Annotated in this window: 14 protein-coding genes; 9 read left to right on the forward strand and 5 right to left on the reverse strand. The window is 62.0% G+C overall.

Annotation, left to right across the window (positions count from 1 at the left end; genetic code table 11):
- Window positions 1–2 precede the first annotated feature (2 nt).
- From ACE04F_RS17845 to hisC, 6 genes are all read left to right on the forward strand, one after another.
- Complete coding sequence (locus tag ACE04F_RS17845; protein WP_486108860.1) at window positions 3–308, forward strand: STAS domain-containing protein; 306 nt, start codon at window positions 3–5, stop codon at window positions 306–308.
- Between the two features lie 113 nt (window positions 309–421).
- Window positions 422–661, forward strand: coding sequence for a BolA family protein (locus ACE04F_RS17850; protein ID WP_486108721.1), 240 nt, complete (start codon window positions 422–424; stop codon window positions 659–661).
- 22 nt (window positions 662–683) lie between these two features.
- The gene (murA, locus tag ACE04F_RS17855) at window positions 684–1,949 is read left to right on the forward strand and encodes a UDP-N-acetylglucosamine 1-carboxyvinyltransferase (RefSeq protein WP_434569795.1); all 1,266 of its coding nucleotides are present in this window, start codon (window positions 684–686) and stop codon (window positions 1,947–1,949) included.
- Window positions 1,950–2,078: 129 nt separating this feature from the next.
- Window positions 2,079–2,714 (forward strand): ATP phosphoribosyltransferase, encoded by a 636-nt coding sequence (gene hisG / locus ACE04F_RS17860; RefSeq protein WP_305496776.1) that lies wholly within the window; start codon window positions 2,079–2,081, stop codon window positions 2,712–2,714.
- 124 nt (window positions 2,715–2,838) lie between these two features.
- Window positions 2,839–4,164 carry a histidinol dehydrogenase gene (hisD, locus tag ACE04F_RS17865; protein ID WP_486108723.1) on the forward strand — a complete coding sequence of 442 codons (1,326 nt, stop codon included), beginning with the start codon at window positions 2,839–2,841 and terminating at the stop codon, window positions 4,162–4,164.
- A 1-nt stretch (window position 4,165) separates the two neighbouring features.
- Window positions 4,166–5,218 carry a histidinol-phosphate transaminase gene (gene hisC / locus ACE04F_RS17870; protein ID WP_486108725.1) on the forward strand — a complete coding sequence of 351 codons (1,053 nt, stop codon included), beginning with the start codon at window positions 4,166–4,168 and terminating at the stop codon, window positions 5,216–5,218.
- A gap of 66 nt (window positions 5,219–5,284) precedes the next feature.
- Here hisC and ACE04F_RS17875 read toward each other — a convergent pair whose 3' ends face one another.
- The 3 genes from ACE04F_RS17875 to algW form a co-directional block, all read right to left on the reverse strand.
- A complete protein-coding gene (locus ACE04F_RS17875) occupies window positions 5,285–6,004 on the reverse strand; it encodes a DUF4198 domain-containing protein (protein WP_486108727.1) in 720 nt (239 codons plus the stop codon).
- Window positions 6,005–6,018: 14 nt separating this feature from the next.
- A complete protein-coding gene (locus ACE04F_RS17880; RefSeq protein ID WP_486108729.1) occupies window positions 6,019–8,124 on the reverse strand; it encodes a TonB-dependent siderophore receptor in 2,106 nt (701 codons plus the stop codon).
- A gap of 227 nt (window positions 8,125–8,351) precedes the next feature.
- Window positions 8,352–9,512 (reverse strand): Do family serine endopeptidase AlgW, encoded by a 1,161-nt coding sequence (gene algW, locus ACE04F_RS17885; RefSeq protein ID WP_486108731.1) that lies wholly within the window; start codon window positions 9,510–9,512, stop codon window positions 8,352–8,354.
- A 104-nt stretch (window positions 9,513–9,616) separates the two neighbouring features.
- Between algW and ACE04F_RS17890 the strand changes: the two genes are divergently transcribed.
- From ACE04F_RS17890 to cysN, 3 genes are all read left to right on the forward strand, one after another.
- Window positions 9,617–10,375 carry a Nif3-like dinuclear metal center hexameric protein gene (locus ACE04F_RS17890; protein WP_486108733.1) on the forward strand — a complete coding sequence of 253 codons (759 nt, stop codon included), beginning with the start codon at window positions 9,617–9,619 and terminating at the stop codon, window positions 10,373–10,375.
- 250 nt (window positions 10,376–10,625) lie between these two features.
- Window positions 10,626–11,543, forward strand: a complete 918-nt coding sequence (gene cysD / locus ACE04F_RS17895; protein ID WP_030139871.1) for a sulfate adenylyltransferase subunit CysD — start codon at window positions 10,626–10,628, stop codon at window positions 11,541–11,543.
- A 9-nt stretch (window positions 11,544–11,552) separates the two neighbouring features.
- Window positions 11,553–13,451, forward strand: a complete 1,899-nt coding sequence (cysN, locus tag ACE04F_RS17900) for a sulfate adenylyltransferase subunit CysN (protein WP_486108736.1) — start codon at window positions 11,553–11,555, stop codon at window positions 13,449–13,451.
- Window positions 13,452–13,630: 179 nt separating this feature from the next.
- Here cysN and ACE04F_RS17905 read toward each other — a convergent pair whose 3' ends face one another.
- Both ACE04F_RS17905 and pta read right to left on the reverse strand, forming a co-directional pair.
- Complete coding sequence (locus ACE04F_RS17905; protein ID WP_486108738.1) at window positions 13,631–14,539, reverse strand: acyltransferase; 909 nt, start codon at window positions 14,537–14,539, stop codon at window positions 13,631–13,633.
- On the reverse strand, window positions 14,540–16,639 hold the full coding sequence (pta, locus tag ACE04F_RS17910; RefSeq protein WP_486108740.1) for a phosphate acetyltransferase: 2,100 nt from the start codon (window positions 16,637–16,639) through the stop codon (window positions 14,540–14,542).
- Between the last annotated feature and the right edge of the window lie 23 nt (window positions 16,640–16,662).

Consider the following 16,662-nt stretch of genomic DNA (forward strand, 5'->3'; position numbering starts at 1 on the left):
CGGTGAGTGAATCGGCCATCCGCCTGAGCGAGGCCGGCGAACTGCTGCTCAGCGGCGTGCTGGATTACCGCACCGGCCCGGGCTTGCGCAAGCAGGGCCTGGCGCTGATCAAGTCCGCAAAGACCGCTGAGTTGATAATCGACTGTTCGGGCGTGCGCAAGTCCAGCAGCGTCGGCCTGTCGCTGCTGCTGTGCTTCGTGCGCGACGCCAAGGCCGCCGGCAAAACGTGGAGCATCCGCGGGATGCCCGAAGACATGCGCGAAATAGCCCAGGTCAGCGAACTGACCGAGCTGATGGCGCATCCCTGACCCACATCGCTGGAAAGCCCCCTGTCAGAGTCCTGCTTCGCGGGGTTCGCAGGCGCGGGGCTTTTTTGTATGATGTGCGACCCGTGCGCACAGGGCGCCGATTGAGGTTGAGCATGCAGGCTGTAGAAGTGAAGAGCTTTCTTGAAGGAAAGCTGCCTGATACGCAGGTGGAAGTTGAAGGCGAAGGCTGCAACTTCCAGTTGAACGTAATCAGCGATGAACTGGCGGCGTTGAGCCCAGTGAAGCGTCAGCAGAGCGTCTATGCCCATTTGAACCCATGGATCGCCGATGGCAGCATCCACGCGGTCACGATGAAATTTTTCAGCCGCGCGGCCTGGGCCGAGCGCACCTGAGCCCAAGGGCCTCGAGATTCTTATGGATAAACTGATAATTACCGGCGGCGTTCGTCTTGATGGCGAAATCCGTATTTCCGGGGCAAAGAACTCCGCCCTGCCGATCCTGGCCGCGACGCTGTTGTGCGATGGCCCGGTGACCGTGGCCAACCTGCCGCACCTGCACGACATCACCACGATGATCGAGCTGTTCGGTCGCATGGGCATCGAGCCGGTGATCGACGAGAAGCTCAGCGTCGAAATCGACCCGCGCACCATCAAGACCCTGATCGCGCCGTACGAACTGGTTAAGACCATGCGTGCGTCGATCCTGGTACTCGGCCCGATGGTCGCTCGTTTCGGTGAAGCCGAAGTCGCCTTGCCTGGCGGTTGCGCGATCGGTTCACGTCCGGTGGACCTGCACATCCGTGGCCTCGAAGCCATGGGCGCGGTGATCGACGTCGAAGGCGGCTACATCAAGGCCAAGGCCCCTGAAGGCGGCCTGCGTGGCGCGCATTTCTTCTTCGACACCGTCAGCGTGACCGGTACCGAAAACATCATGATGGCCGCCGCCCTTGCCAAGGGCCGCAGCGTGCTGCAAAACGCTGCCCGCGAGCCTGAAGTGGTGGACCTGGCGAATTTCCTGATCGCCATGGGCGCCAGGATCAGCGGCGCCGGCACCGACACCATCACCATCGATGGCGTCGAGCGCCTGCACTCGGCCACCTATAAAGTGATGCCGGACCGTATCGAAACCGGCACCTACCTGGTAGCCGCCGCCGTCACCGGTGGTCGCGTCAAGGTCAAGGACACCGATCCGACCATCCTCGAAGCCGTCCTGGAAAAACTCAAGGAAGCCGGTGCCGAAGTCACCTGCGGTGAAGACTGGATCGAAGTGAACATGCACGGCAAGCGGCCGAAAGCCGTCAACGTGCGGACCGCTCCATACCCGGCGTTCCCGACTGACATGCAGGCGCAGTTCATCTCCCTCAACGCCATTGCCGAAGGCACGGGCGCGGTGATCGAGACGATCTTCGAAAACCGTTTCATGCACGTCTACGAGCTGCACCGCATGGGCGCGAGGATCCAGGTCGAAGGCAACACCGCCATCGTCACCGGGACCGAGAAACTGAAGGGCGCGCCAGTCATGGCGACCGACCTGCGGGCCTCGGCCAGCCTGGTCATCTCGGCGCTGGTTGCCGAAGGCGACACGCTGATCGACCGCATCTACCACATCGACCGTGGCTACGAGTGCATCGAAGAGAAGCTGCAGATGCTCGGCGCCAAGATCCGTCGCGTACCGGGCTAGTCCCGGCTGAACGGGCACAGGGAGGTGCCCTCTGATTTCGTTTCACATCGAGGGTGGTCACACCCTCGATGTCTGTCTGGCGCCGCTTGCGACCAGGCATGAGTACCTTGATAAGGACTGACGTTTCCCATGTTGACCATCGCACTGTCCAAGGGCCGCATCCTTGACGACACCCTGCCGCTTCTGGCCGAAGCGGGCATCGTGCCGACCGAGAATCCGGACAAGAGCCGCAAGCTGATCATCCCCACGACCCAGGCCGACGTGCGCTTGTTGATCGTGCGCGCCACCGATGTGCCGACTTATGTTGAACATGGCGCCGCCGACCTGGGCGTAGCCGGCAAGGACGTGCTGATGGAGTATGGCGGCCAGGGCCTTTACGAGCCGCTGGACCTGCGGATCGCCCGCTGCAAGCTCATGACCGCCGGCAAGGTCGGCGCCCCCGAGCCCAAGGGCCGCCTGCGGGTGGCGACCAAGTTCGTCAACATTGCCAAGCGTTACTACGCCGAGCAAGGCCGTCAGGTCGACATCATCAAGCTCTACGGTTCGATGGAGCTGGCGCCGCTGATCGGCCTGGCGGACAAGATCATCGACGTCGTCGACACCGGCAATACGTTGCGGGCCAACGGTCTTGAGCCGCAGGATTTCATCGCCGACGTCACCTCCCGACTGGTCGTCAACAAGGCTTCGATGAAAATGCAGCACGCCCGCATCCAGGCGCTGATCGATACCCTGCGCAAGGCAGTGGAATCACGACACCGCGGCTGATTCACCCGCGCGACTTCTGCGTCGCGCCCGTCTATCCGCGTCATAGCCAATTTTCTCAGGTGCCCACGCGAATGGACTGGTAGCTTAGGGCGCCTGAGCATTTGCCATTAATGAGGCCCTCGCTATGACCGCTCCCACCTCGATTCGCCGACTCAACGCTGCCGACCCGGATTTTGCACATCATCTGGATCACCTGCTGAGCTGGGAGAGCGTGTCCGACGACTCGGTCAATCAGCGTGTGCTCGACATCATCAAGGCCGTGCGCGAGCGCGGTGATGCCGCCCTGGTGGAGTTCACCCAGAAGTTCGACGGCCTGAAAGTCGCCTCGATGGCCGACCTGATCCTGCCGCGCGAGCGCCTGGAGCTGGCCCTGACCCGAATCACCGTGCCCCAGCGCGAAGCCTTGGAAAAAGCCGCCTCCCGTGTGCGCAGCTATCACGAAAGACAGAAGCAGGACTCCTGGAGCTACACCGAGGCCGATGGCACGGTGCTCGGCCAGAAAGTCACGCCACTGGACCGCGCCGGCCTGTATGTGCCAGGTGGCAAGGCCTCCTATCCGTCTTCGGTGTTGATGAACGCGATTCCGGCCAAGGTGGCCGGCGTGACCGAAGTGGTCATGGTCGTCCCGACCCCGCGCGGGGAGATCAAGGAGTTGGTGCTGGCGGCCGCCTGCATCGCCGGCGTCGACCGAGTGTTCACCATCGGCGGTGCGCAGGCGGTGGCTGCGTTGGCCTATGGCACCGAAAGCGTGCCGCGGGTCGACAAGGTGGTCGGGCCGGGCAACATTTATGTCGCCACCGCCAAGCGCCACGTATTTGGCCAGGTCGGCATCGACATGATCGCCGGCCCCTCGGAAATCCTCGTGGTCTGTGACGGCCAGACCGACCCGGACTGGATTGCCATGGACCTGTTTTCCCAGGCCGAGCACGACGAAGATGCCCAGGCCATCCTGGTCAGTCCGGACGCCGAATTCCTCGACAAGGTCGCCGCCAGCATCGCCAGGTTGCTGCCGACCATGGACCGCGCCGAGATCATCAACACCTCGATCAATGGTCGTGGTGCGCTGATCAAGGTCGATGACATGGAGCAGGCCATGGAGGTCGCCAATCGCATTGCGCCGGAACACCTGGAATTATCGGTCGCCGACCCGCAAGCCTGGCTGCCGAAGATTCGTCATGCCGGTGCGATCTTCATGGGCCGTCATACCTCCGAGGCGCTTGGCGACTATTGCGCCGGCCCCAACCACGTACTGCCGACTTCCGGCACCGCGCGTTTCTCGTCGCCGCTGGGCGTTTACGATTTCCAGAAACGTTCGTCGATCATTTTCTGCTCCGAGCAGGGCGCGTCCGAACTCGGCAAGACCGCTTCGGTGCTGGCCCGCGGCGAATCGTTGAGCGCCCACGCCCGTAGCGCCGAGTACCGCATCAAAGACGAACAGAAGGGGAACTGAAATGAGTAAATTCTGGAGCCCGTTCGTCAAGGACCTGGTGCCGTATGTGCCGGGCGAACAGCCGAAGCTGACCCGGCTGGTCAAGCTCAACACCAACGAAAACCCCTACGGCCCATCGCCCAAGGCCCTGGCCGCGATGCAGACCGAGCTGAACGACAATCTGCGCCTGTATCCGGATCCCAACAGTGATCTGCTGAAAAGCGCCGTGGCCCGGTATTACCGGGTGCATACCAACCAGGTGTTCCTGGGCAATGGTTCGGATGAAGTGCTGGCACACATCTTCCACGGCTTGTTGCAGCACGATCACCCGCTGTTGTTTCCGGACATCAGCTACAGCTTCTATCCGGTGTATTGCGGGCTGTACGGTATCCAGTTCGATGCGGTGCCGCTGGATGCGCAGTTCCGGATCGACCCGGCGGACTACGCCAAGCCCAATGGCGGGATCATTTTCCCCAACCCGAACGCGCCGACCGGTTGCCTGCTGGCGCTGGACGCGGTGGAGCAGATCCTCAAGGCCAGCCCGGATTCGGTGGTGGTGGTCGACGAGGCCTATATCGATTTCGGCGGCGAGACGGCCATCAGTCTGGTGGATCGTTATCCGAACCTGCTGGTGACGCAAACGCTGTCCAAGTCGCGCTCGCTGGCGGGGCTGCGTGTGGGCCTGGCGGTGGGCCATCCGGATCTGATCGAAGCGCTGGAGCGGATCAAGAACAGTTTCAACTCCTACCCGCTGGATCGCCTGGCGAATGTCGGCGGCGCCGCGGCGTTCGATGATCGCGAGTATTTTGAGCGGACCTGCCGGTCGGTCATCGAGCATCGCGAATGGGTAGTTGGGCAGCTTGAGGCCAAGGGTTTTGAAGTGCTGCCGTCGGCGGCCAACTTCATCTTCGCCCGCCACCCCCGACACGACGCGGCGGGCCTGGCGGCGAAGCTGCGCGAGCAAGGCGTGATCGTGCGGCACTTCAAGCAAGAGCGCATCGCCCAGTTCCTGCGGATCAGCATCGGCACGCCGGAGCAGAACCAGGCACTGATCGAGGCTCTCGGCGAGCTCTAACCTTCAGCACGGCCCTGTGGGAGCGAGCCTGCTCGCGAAGGCGTCAGCTCCCGCAGTTTTCGAGCCTTACTCGTGATGCGGCTCGCCGAGGAACGTCAGCGAGGTAAACACCCCGCGTGTCGCCACGTCCTTGTTGTCCTTGAGCGGGATTTCCATGCTCGCGGCGATCACGTTCAAACTTTCATTGCGCACCAGCACCTTGGCCCGGCCTTCGGCGTCGGTTTCCGTGCTCACGGTGTTCGGTGCGCTGCGGTAGTCGCCGACCAGCTTCACGCTGGCAGCCGGTTTGCCATCGAGCAGTACCCGCACCGGCAGCGATTGGCCGGGGCCGACGGTCAGCGGGTCGACTTCCGGCACGATCACGAACTTGATCTGATCCAGCTTCGGTAACTTCGCTCCCGGCTCATAGATCGCCAGGCTGTACTTGAAGGTCTGGGTCGACTCGATCGCTCCGGGCACTTTGCTGCGGCCCTCGTTCACCCACTTCTTGTCGGCGGTCTGCGACCACATGCCATTGTCCAGGGCGACCGCCAGCACGGCCGGTGGCTTGAGAGGCTGCAGGCGCGCGTGGTCCGACAAACGCTCCACCGTGACCGGGATCATCTTGCCGCCGAGGTCGTAGGCCCAGGCGCCACTGATTTTCTGCGCCTTGAAGGCGTTATCTTCGGCACCGTGACCGTAGATCACTTCGATATTGCCGCGGCGTTGTTCGGTCCACAGGCCATGGGCCGAGGCATCGATGGCCAGGAGCATACCGAGCAGGGCGAAGGTCTTGGGGTATTTCATGCTGATTTTCCTTTTTATAGATCGAGGGTGAGGCTGACAGTGAAGTTGCGCGGATCGCCGGGCATGACCCAGTAATTGCTGTAGGAGCGTTCGTAGTATTTTTCGTCGAAGACGTTGTTCAGGTTCAGGCCCACGGTGACGTCGTCGCTGGCTTTGTAATGGGCCAGCAGATCCACGGTGTGGTAGGCCGGCAGTTCAAAGTCCTTGCCGGCCTCGCCCGAGCGATCACCGACGTAAGTGAACGCCGCGCCGACGTCCGAGCCCCGCAAATGGCCGTCCTGGAATTCATAAACGCCCAGCAGGCTGCCGCTGCGCTTGGCGACGCCGAGGATCCGGCTGCCGTCGGGGATCTGCTCGTCGCCCTTGGTCACTTCGGCATCAATGTAGGCGAAGGCGCCGATTACCCGCACGGCATCGGTCACCTGGCCGGTGACCTGCAGGTCGATGCCCTGGCTACGGGCCTTGCCCACGGCGCGACTGAAGTCAGTCCCGGCCACGGGGCTGAGAACGTTTTCTTTTTCGATATGGAAAGCCGCCAGCGTGGTGCTCAAGCGGTTGTCGAACAGCTCGCTCTTGATGCCGGCTTCATAGCCGACGCCTTCCTCCGGGTTGAAAGTCTTGTCATCGGCGTCCAGGCCATTGTTGGGTTTGAATGAGGTGGAGGCGTTGGCGAACAGCCCGACTTCCGGCGTCAGTTGGTACAACAAACCGGCGCGTTGCGTCAGGGTGTCGTGGCGTTGGCGGCTGGTCACGTCGTTGACATGGTTGTCGATGCTCTGCTCGAAGTGTTCGTAGCGCACGCCGAGCAGGCCACGCAGCTTGTCGGTGAAAATGATCTGGTCCTGGAGGTTCACGGCCCTGCTTTTGACGTGCTCGAAGAAATCCGTGCCGGAGCGCGTACCGTTGGGTTTTGGCTGGCCGTAGATCGGGTTGTAGACGTCGATGGGATAAGCGCTGCCGGCGATGGTCGTCACGCGCTCGTTCTTGCGGTAGTCCTCGTATTCAGTCCCAATCAGCAGTTCGTGCTGCCAGGGGCCGAGGTCGAACTGGCCGCGCAGTTCCAGTTGGGTGATGCTGTCGTGCCAATTATTGTCGCGCTCGCGGTAGCGGCGGTTCACGGTATGGCCGTCGGCATTCAGGGGGCGCGCCTCTGAGGCGAAGCCCCAGAGTTCGCCCTGCTTGTAATGACTGGCCAGGCGCAGTTGCCAGGTATCGTTGAGCTGATGCTCAAGGGCGGCCTGGAGCATGTTGTTGTGGTTGTCGATGTCGCCGTCGTTGGGCTCGCCGAGGAAAGTCGAGCGTGAGACGCCACCCCAGCGATTATTCGGAGCAACGATGCCTCGATCGAACGTCGAGCTGTGACGCACGATTTCGCTTTCCACCAGCAAGCGCGTATCGGGGGTCAACTGCCAACTGATGGAGGGCGCGACGAAGACGCGCTTGCCGCCGACATGATCGCGAAAGCTGTTGTTGTCCTCGACCGCCAGGTTGACCCGCGACAGCAGGTTGCCTTCGGTGTCCAGTGGCGTATTGACGTCCAGCGCGGTGCGATAGCGGTCCCAGCTGCCTGCGCTGGTCTGCAGTGTGGTAAAGGCCTCGAGCTGGGGTTTCTTGGTGACGATGTTCACCGTCCCGCCAGGATCCCCTCGTCCATAAAGGCTGGCCGCCGGGCCTTTGAGAACTTCAATGCGTTCGATATTGGCGGCGTCCGGGGTGCTTGGGTACCCACGGTTGGCGCTGAAACCGTCCTTGTAGAACTCCGACGTCGTAAAGCCGCGCACGCTGTATTCATAAAGCGTCAGGCCGCCGAAATTGTTCTGCTTCGATACGCCACCGGCATACTCCAGCGCTCGTTCGACGCTGGTGCTGCCCAGGTCCTTGAGCACGCTCGCGGGAATCACGCTGATGGATTGCGGGACGTCGCGCAGGGCGGTGTCGGTTTTGGTCGCGCTGGCGGAGCGGGCCGCGCGATAACCTGAAACGGGGCCGGTGGGGGATTCGTACTCGGACGTGACGTTGATGGCGTCGAGTTCCAGGGGCTGGATTTCTTCGGCAAAGGCGGGATCACCGAGCAGGCCGAGGGCGAGACTGGCAGCGGAAATCCGTTTGAAGGATGACATGTTATGTTGTTCCAATTTTTAGTATTGAAACAATATAACACTACTAATGAGAATTTATGCTATTTCTGATTCAGGCGATTCGCGGATTGTTTTTGTGGCGCGGGAGCTTGCTCCCGCTGGGCTGCGAGAAGCAGCTCCAACAGGATTGTCTGGTGTTTTGAGGTGATAGTTTTCAGGGCCGCTGCGCGACCCGGCGGGAGCAAGCTCCCTCGCCACAGGGGATTGGTTTACTCTTCTTCTTTGAGCACGACCGGCGCCGGCGGTGGACGCAGGCCGATCTCGGCGGTGAGCTTGAGCTCCTTGCCGTTGCGCATCACCTGGATGGTGACCTTGTCGGTGGGCTTGATCCGCGCCACCTGGTTCATCGAGCGGCGGCCGTCGCCGGCCGGTTCGCCGTCGATGCTGAGTATCACGTCGCCCAATTGCAGGCCGGCTTTCTGGGCCGGACCGTCGCGGAAAATCCCCGCTACGACGATGCCGGGGCGCCCGGACAAACCAAAGGATTCCGCCAGCTCCTGGGTCAGCGGCTGGACTTCAATGCCCAGCCAGCCGCGAATCACCTGGCCGTGCTCGATGATCGACTTCATCACCTCCATGGCCAGTTTCACCGGAATGGCGAAGCCAATGCCCTGGCTGCCGCCGGACTTGGAGAAGATCGCCGTATTGATCCCGGTGAGATTGCCATTGGCATCCACCAGCGCACCGCCGGAGTTGCCGGGGTTGATCGCGGCGTCGGTCTGGATGAAGTCCTCGTAATTGTTCAGGCCCAACTGGTTGCGACCGGTGGCGCTGATGATGCCCATGGTCACGGTCTGGCCGACGCCGAACGGGTTGCCGATCGCCAGGGCCACGTCGCCGATGCGGATGCTGTCGGAGCGGCCGATGGTGATTGCCGGCAGGTTTTTCAAATCGATCTTCAGCACGGCCAGATCGGTTTCCGGGTCGCTGCCGATCACCCGCGCCAGGGTTTCACGACCGTCCTTGAGTGCCACCACGATCTGGTCGGCACCACTGGTGACGTGGTTGTTGGTCAGGATGTAGCCTTCCGGGCTCATGATGACGCCCGAGCCCAGACTTGATTCCATGCGCTTCTGCTTGGGCGAGTTGTCACCAAAGAAGCGTCGGAATTGCGGGTCCTCGAACAGCGGGTGACCGGACTTGTTCACGACCTTGGTGGTGTACAGGTTGACTACCGCCGGCGCGGCGAGGATCACCGCATCGGCATAGGACACGGGGCCTTGCTGCGGAGCCTTGGCCTGCGGCGCCTGTTGCAGGTTGACGTCGAGGCTTGGCAAGCCGACCCATTCCGGGTAGCGCTGGATAATCAGTAGTGCGACAAGTACGCCAGCCAACAGCGGCCAGCCGGAAAAACGCAGCGCCTTGAGCATTAAGCACGTCCTACAGAGGTTGCAGGCGGAATGGGACCGCCCATAATGTCGCGCATTATACGAGGCCGCGCGCGCCTCTGAACGGGATATTTAGGAGTCTTTTTATGGCCGTAGCCCTGAACACCCTGGTTGAAGAAGTGGACCGATACCTGGCGAGCAGCCGGATTGCCGACTACTGCCCCAATGGCTTGCAGGTCGAAGGCGCGCCGCAGGTGATACGGATTGTCAGCGGCGTGACCGCCAGCCAGGCGCTGCTCGACGCCGCCGTAGAGGCCAGCGCCGACCTGGTGCTGGTGCATCATGGTTATTTCTGGAAGGGCGAGAACCCGTGTATCACTGGCATGAAGCAGCGGCGCCTGAAAACCTTGCTCAAGCACGACATCAGCCTGTTGGCCTACCATTTGCCGCTGGATCTGCATCCCGAGGTGGGCAATAACGTGCAACTGGCCCGGCAGCTGGACATCACCGTCGAGGGGCCGCTGGATCCGGACAACCCGAAAATCGTTGGTCTGGTCGGCTCCTTGTCCGAGCCGATGACGCCCCGGGATTTTGCCCGCAAGGTCCAGGAAGTGATGGGGCGCGAACCTCTGCTGATCGAAGGCGAGCAGATGATCCGCCGGGTGGGCTGGTGCACTGGCGGCGGCCAGGGCTACATCGATCAGGCGGTACTCGCCGGGGTTGACCTGTACCTCAGCGGCGAAGCGTCGGAGCAGACCTTCCACAGCGCCCGGGAGAACGGCATCAGCTTCATTGCCGCCGGGCATCATGCGACCGAGCGGTATGGCGTGCAGGCGCTGGGTGATTACCTGGCGCGACGCTTCGCGCTGGAGCACATCTTCATCGATTGCCCCAACCCGATCTGACTGCTGGTCACCCTGTGGGAGCGAGCCTGCTCGCGAAAGCGTTATCACAGACACATGTGTATTGACTGACGCACCGCCTTCGCGAGCAGGCTCGCTCCCACATGGATACCTGAACGCGCCCGAACCCACAGGCATATCCATATGCTGTTTCGATCTATTTGGCGCCCTGATTAGAAGAGGTCGCTGTGCTAGGATTCCCCGCTCGAACACGGCCCGCTGGCCGTTCATAAGAAAGCTTTCGTGAGTAGCCATGGTCGACAAACTGACGCATCTGAAACAGCTGGAGGCGGAAAGCATCCACATCATCCGCGAGGTGGCCGCCGAGTTCGATAACCCGGTGATGCTGTACTCCATCGGTAAAGACTCCGCCGTGATGCTGCACTTGGCACGCAAGGCGTTCTTCCCCGGCAAGCTGCCGTTTCCGGTGATGCACGTCGACACCCGCTGGAAATTCCAGGAGATGTACAAGTTCCGTGACCGCATGGTTGAAGAGCTTGGCCTGGACCTGATCACCCATATCAACCCGGACGGCGTGGCGCAGAACATCAACCCGTTCACCCACGGCAGCGCCAAGCACACCGATATCATGAAGACCGAGGGCCTGAAACAGGCGCTCGACAAGCATGGTTTCGACGCAGCCTTCGGCGGCGCCCGTCGCGATGAAGAGAAGTCCCGCGCCAAGGAGCGCGTCTACTCGTTCCGTGACAGCAAGCACCGCTGGGACCCGAAGAATCAGCGCCCCGAGCTGTGGAACGTCTACAACGGCAAGGTCAACAAGGGCGAGTCGATCCGTGTCTTCCCGCTGTCGAACTGGACCGAGCTGGACATCTGGCAGTACATCTACCTCGAAGGCATCCCGATCGTGCCGCTGTACTTCGCCGCCGAGCGTGAAGTGATCGAGAAGAACGGCACGCTGATCATGATCGACGACGAGCGGATCCTTGAGCACCTGTCTGACGAAGACAAGGCGCGCATCGTCAAGAAGAAGGTGCGTTTCCGTACCCTTGGCTGCTACCCGTTGACGGGCGCGGTGGAGTCCGAGGCCGAAAGCCTGACGGACATCATTCAGGAAATGCTCCTGACGCGAACTTCCGAGCGCCAGGGCCGGGTCATCGACCACGATGGCGCAGGCTCGATGGAAGACAAGAAACGTCAGGGTTATTTCTAAGGGGTTGTCATGTCGCATCAATCTGATTTGATCAGCGAGGATATCCTCGCCTACCTGGGCCAGCACGAACGTAAAGAGCTGCTGCGCTTTTTGACCTGCGGTAACGTCGACGACGGCAAGAGCACCCTGATCGGGCGCCTGCTGCACGACTCGAAGATGATCTACGAAGATCACCTGGAAGCAATTACTCGCGATTCGAAGAAAGTTGGTACCACTGGTGACGACATCGACCTGGCGTTGCTGGTCGACGGCCTGCAGGCCGAGCGCGAGCAAGGCATCACTATCGATGTCGCCTACCGTTATTTCTCCACTGCCAAGCGTAAATTCATCATCGCCGACACGCCCGGCCATGAGCAGTACACCCGCAACATGGCCACCGGTGCATCCACCTGTGACCTGGCGATCATCCTCGTGGACGCTCGCTACGGCGTGCAGACCCAGACTCGTCGCCACAGCTTCATCGCCTCGTTGCTGGGTATCAAGCACATCGTCGTGGCCATCAACAAGATGGACCTCAAGGACTTCGACCAGGGCGTGTTCGAGTCGATCAAGGCCGACTACCTGAAGTTCGCCGAAGGCTTGAAGATGAAGCCAACCAGCATGCACTTCGTGCCGATGTCGGCCCTCAAGGGCGACAACGTGGTGAACAAGTCCGAGCGTTCGCCGTGGTACACCGGCCAGTCGCTGATGGAAATCCTCGAGACCGTGGAAGTGGCGGGCGACCGCAACTTCACCGACCTGCGTTTCCCGGTGCAGTACGTCAACCGTCCGAACCTGAACTTCCGCGGTTTCGCCGGCACGCTCGCCAGCGGCATCGTGCACAAGGGCGACGAAGTGGTGGTGCTGCCGTCGGGCAAGAGCAGCCGCGTGAAATCCATCGTGACTTTCGAAGGCGAGCTGGAGCACGCCGGTCCAGGCCAGGCCGTGACGTTGACCATGGAAGATGAGATCGACATCTCCCGTGGCGACCTGCTGGTACACGCCGACAACGTTCCGCCGGTGACCGACAGTTTCGAAGCGATGCTGGTGTGGATGGCTGAAGAGCCGATGCTGCCCGGCAAGAAATACGACATCAAGCGCGCCACCAGTTACGTACCCGGCTCGATTGCCAGCATCGTCAACAAGGTCGACGTGAACACCCTTGAAGAAGGTCCGGCCAGCGCGTTGCAGCTCAATGAAATCGGCAAGGTGAAGATTGCCCTGGATGCGCCGATCGCCCTGGACGGCTACGAGAGCAATCGCACCACTGGCGCCTTCATCGTCATCGACCGCCTGACCAACGGCACCGTCGGTGCCGGCATGATCGTCGCCCAGCCGTTGGCCCACGGCAGCAGCACGCACCACGGCAAACTGGCCCATGTGTCGGTGGAAGAACGCTCCCAGCGTTTCGGCCAGCAGCCGGCCACCGTGCTGTTCAGCGGGCTGTCGGGCGCGGGCAAGAGCACGTTGGCCTACGCGGTGGAACGCAAGCTGTTCGACATGGGCCGCGCGGTGTTTGTGCTCGATGGTCAGAACCTGCGCCACGACCTGAACAAGGGCTTGCCGCAGGACCGTGCCGGGCGCACCGAGAACTGGCGTCGGGCGGCTCACGTGGCCCGTCAGTTCAACGAAGCGGGCCTGTTGACCCTGGCCGCGTTCGTTGCGCCGAGTGCCGAAGGGCGCGAGCAGGCCAAGGATCTGATTGGCCGCGAGCGGCTGCTGACCGTCTATGTCCAGGCCTCGCCAACGGTGTGCGCCCAGCGTGATCCGCAAGGGCTGTACGCCGCCGCCGGCGACAACATCCCAGGCGAGTCCTTCCCGTACGACGTGCCGCTGGATGCTGATCTGGTGATCGACACCCAGGCGCTGAGCCTGGAAGAGAGCGTCAAGCAGGTGCTGGATCTGCTGCGCAAGCGTGGGGCGATCTAACGATCGGCGCTGTAAATGAAAAGCCCGCAGATGAGTGATCATCTGCGGGCTTTTTCATTTATCTAAGGCGCAAACCCAATCCATTGTGGGAGCGAGCCTGCTCGCGAAAGCGGTGCGTCAGTCAACGCAGATGTGACTGATCCAGCGCCTTCGCGAGCAGGCTCGCTCCCACAAAGGAATCAGCGGCGGTTGGGAAATTCGCGATGCATCTGCTCCAGCAGCGCATCCTTGTCCTGCCACAACTGATTGATCCAGCCCTGGAATTCCAGGCGATACTCGCCATCCTGGTCGTAGCTTTTGCCGATGAACTGCGGCGGGATCTTCAACTCCTGGAAATGCACCACCACCTCGCCAACGTTGCCGCAGAGCAAATCCCAATAACCCGGACGACCGCCCGGATAATGGATCGTCACGTTGATGATCGACTCCAGTTGCTCACCCATCGCATCAAGCACAAACGCGATGCCGCCGGCCTTGGGCTTGAGCAGGTAGCGAAACGGTGATTGTTGCTGGGCATGCTTGCCTTCGGTGAAGCGCGTGCCTTCGACGAAATTGAAGATGCCCACGGGGTTGTTGCGAAACTTCGCACAGGTCTTGCGGGTGGTTTCCAGGTCCTTGCCTTTCTTCTCCGGATGCTTTTCCAGGTACGCCTTGGAATAACGCTTCATGAACGGAAACCCCAGCGCCCACCAGGCCAGGCCGATCACCGGCACCCAGATCAGCTCCTGCTTGAGAAAGAATTTCAATGGGCGGATGCGTCGGTTCAGCAGGTATTGCAGCACCATGATGTCGACCCAGCTCTGGTGGTTGCTGGTGATCAGATACGAGTGCTGGTAGTCCAGGCCTTCGAGGCCGCTGAGGTGCCAGCGGGTGCGGCGCACCAGGTTCATCCAGGCCTTGTTGTTACTGATCCAGGCTTCGTGGATGTGGCTCATCAGCCAGTCGGTGAAACGCTGGGCGGCGGGGAAGGGCAGCAACAGCTTGAAGATCGCCACGACGAACAGCGGCGTACAGCAGGCGATGGTGTTCAGCGCCAACAGCAGCGAGGCAATGACGCCACGCACGGGGGCAGGCAGGAAATCCAGCATTTAAATATCCAGGGGTCGGTTGGCGGCTTGGATCGCGGTCAGGGCGATCGTGTACACGATGTCATCGACCTGGGCGCCGCGCGGCAAGTCGTTCACCGGTTTGCGCAGGCCTTGCAGCATCGGCCCGAGGCTGACGCAATCGGCGCTGCGCTGCACGGCCTTGTGGGTGGTGTTGCCGGTGTTCAGGTCCGGGAAAATGAACACCGTGGCGCGGCCGGCTACCTGGCTGTCGGGCGCCAATTGCCGGGCCACGGCCTCGTTGGCGGCGGCGTCGTATTGCAACGGGCCGTCGATGAGCAAGCCATGTTGTGCCTCGTGGGCCAGCAGCGTGGCTTCACGGACCTTCTCCACTTCTTCGCCACTGGCCGACTCGCCGCTGGAATAGCTGAGCATCGCCACCCGTGGCGTGATGCCGAACGCTGCGGCCGAATCGGCGCTTTGCAGGGCGATTTCCGCCAGCTCTGCGGCGCTCGGGTGCGGGTTCATCACGCAGTCGCCATACACCAGCACTTCCTCGGGGAAGAGCATGAAAAAAACCGAGGACACCAGCGAACAGCCGGGCGCGGTCTTGATCAGTTGCAACGCCGGGCGGATGGTGTTGGCGGTCGAGTGGATGACGCCCGAGACAAGCCCGTCGACTTCATCCAGCGCCAGCATCATGGTGCCGATCACCACGGTGTCTTCCAGTTGCTGCTCGGCCATCGGTGCGTTCAGGCTCTTGCTCTTGCGCAGCCGCACCATGGGTTCCACGTAACGCTCGCGGATCGTATCCGGGTCGAGAATCTCCAACCCTGGCGGCAATTCGATGCCCTGGGCGCGGGCCACGGCTTCGACGTCGGCCGGCTTGGCCAGCAACACGCAACGGGCGATGCCCCGAGCCTGGCAAATCGCAGCCGCCTGTACGGTCAGCGGTTCGCTGCCTTCGGGCAAGACGATGCGCTTGTTGGCGGCCTGGGCGCGCTGGATCAGTTGGTAGCGGAACACCGCCGGCGACAGGCGCATTTCCCGTGGCGTGCCGCAGCGCTGGTGCAGCCAGTTGGCGTCGAGGTGACTGGCAACGAAATCGGTGATGATCTCCGCGCGTTCGCGGTCGTCGATGGGGATCTCCTTGTTCAGGCTGTTGAGCAGGTTGGCGGTGTCATAGGAGCCGGTGCTCACCGACAGCACCGGCAAGCCGGCCTGCAAGGCGCCTCGGCACAGGTCCATGATGCGCGGGTCGGGCAGGGTGTCGCTGGTCAGCAGCAGGCCCGCCAGCGGCACGCCGTTGATCGCCGCCAGGCTCACGGCCAGGATGATGTCATCGCGATCGCCCGGGGTGACCACCAATACGCCGGGCTTGAGCAGTTCCACCGTGTTGCGCATGGTCCGGGCGCAGATGATGATGTTGCTCATGCGCCGGGTTTCGTAGTCGCCGGCGTTGAGCACCTGCGCGCCCATCAGGTCGGCCACGTCGCGGGTGCGCGGGGCGTTGAGTTCGGGGCGGAAGGGGATGCAGCCGAGCAGCCGGAAGTCGCCGCTGCGCAGCAGGGGCGAGTGCTCCTTGAGCCGTGCTGAAAACGCTTCCATGCTTTCGTCGGTGCGCACCTTGTTGAGGATCACGCCGAGGACCTTCGGATCTTTCGGCCCGCCGAACAGTTGCGCCTGCAACTCGACACGACCGGACAGTTCAGTCAGCACTTCGTTTTCCGGCGCCGACACCAGGATGACCTCGGCGTCCAGGCTCTTGGCCAAGTGCAGGTTGACCCGGGCGGCGTAGCTGGCGCTGCGGGTCGGGACCATGCCCTCGACGACCAGCACGTCCTTGCCGATCGCGGCCTGTTGGTAGAGGGTGATGATTTCTTCCAGCAGCTCATCGAGCTGGCCATCGCCGAGCATGCGCTCCACATGGGCCAGGCCCAGCGGTTGCGGCGGCTTGAGGCCGTGGGTACGGGCCACCAGTTCGGTGGAGCGTTCCGGGCCGGTATCGCCAGGGTGGGGCTGGGCGATGGGTTTGAAAAAGCCGACTTTCAGCCCGGCCCGTTCGAGGGTACGCACCAGCCCGAGGCTGATGGAGGTCAGACCCACACCAAAATCGGTGGGTGCGATAAAAAAAGTTTGCATGCGAATTCTCTAAGGGGGAATGG

The sequence above is a fragment of the Pseudomonas sp. AGC41 genome (assembly GCF_057334555.1).

Excerpts from the sequence above, each read along its gene's own strand:
- hisG (WP_305496776.1), top strand. The coding sequence starts at position 2,079 with ATGTTGACCATCGCACTGTCCAAGGGCCGCATCCTTGACGACACCCTG.
- cysD (WP_030139871.1), top strand. The coding sequence starts at position 10,626 with ATGGTCGACAAACTGACGCATCTGAAACAGCTGGAGGCGGAAAGCATC.
- cysN (WP_486108736.1), top strand. The coding sequence starts at position 11,553 with ATGTCGCATCAATCTGATTTGATCAGCGAGGATATCCTCGCCTACCTG.
- hisD (WP_486108723.1), top strand. The coding sequence starts at position 2,839 with ATGACCGCTCCCACCTCGATTCGCCGACTCAACGCTGCCGACCCGGAT.
- ACE04F_RS17905 (WP_486108738.1), bottom strand. The coding sequence starts at position 14,539 with ATGCTGGATTTCCTGCCTGCCCCCGTGCGTGGCGTCATTGCCTCGCTG.
- pta (WP_486108740.1), bottom strand. The coding sequence starts at position 16,639 with ATGCAAACTTTTTTTATCGCACCCACCGATTTTGGTGTGGGTCTGACC.
- hisC (WP_486108725.1), top strand. The coding sequence starts at position 4,166 with ATGAGTAAATTCTGGAGCCCGTTCGTCAAGGACCTGGTGCCGTATGTG.
- ACE04F_RS17890 (WP_486108733.1), top strand. The coding sequence starts at position 9,617 with ATGGCCGTAGCCCTGAACACCCTGGTTGAAGAAGTGGACCGATACCTG.
- ACE04F_RS17850 (WP_486108721.1), top strand. The coding sequence starts at position 422 with ATGCAGGCTGTAGAAGTGAAGAGCTTTCTTGAAGGAAAGCTGCCTGAT.
- ACE04F_RS17880 (WP_486108729.1), bottom strand. The coding sequence starts at position 8,124 with ATGTCATCCTTCAAACGGATTTCCGCTGCCAGTCTCGCCCTCGGCCTG.
- ACE04F_RS17875 (WP_486108727.1), bottom strand. The coding sequence starts at position 6,004 with ATGAAATACCCCAAGACCTTCGCCCTGCTCGGTATGCTCCTGGCCATC.
- murA (WP_434569795.1), top strand. The coding sequence starts at position 684 with ATGGATAAACTGATAATTACCGGCGGCGTTCGTCTTGATGGCGAAATC.
- algW (WP_486108731.1), bottom strand. The coding sequence starts at position 9,512 with ATGCTCAAGGCGCTGCGTTTTTCCGGCTGGCCGCTGTTGGCTGGCGTA.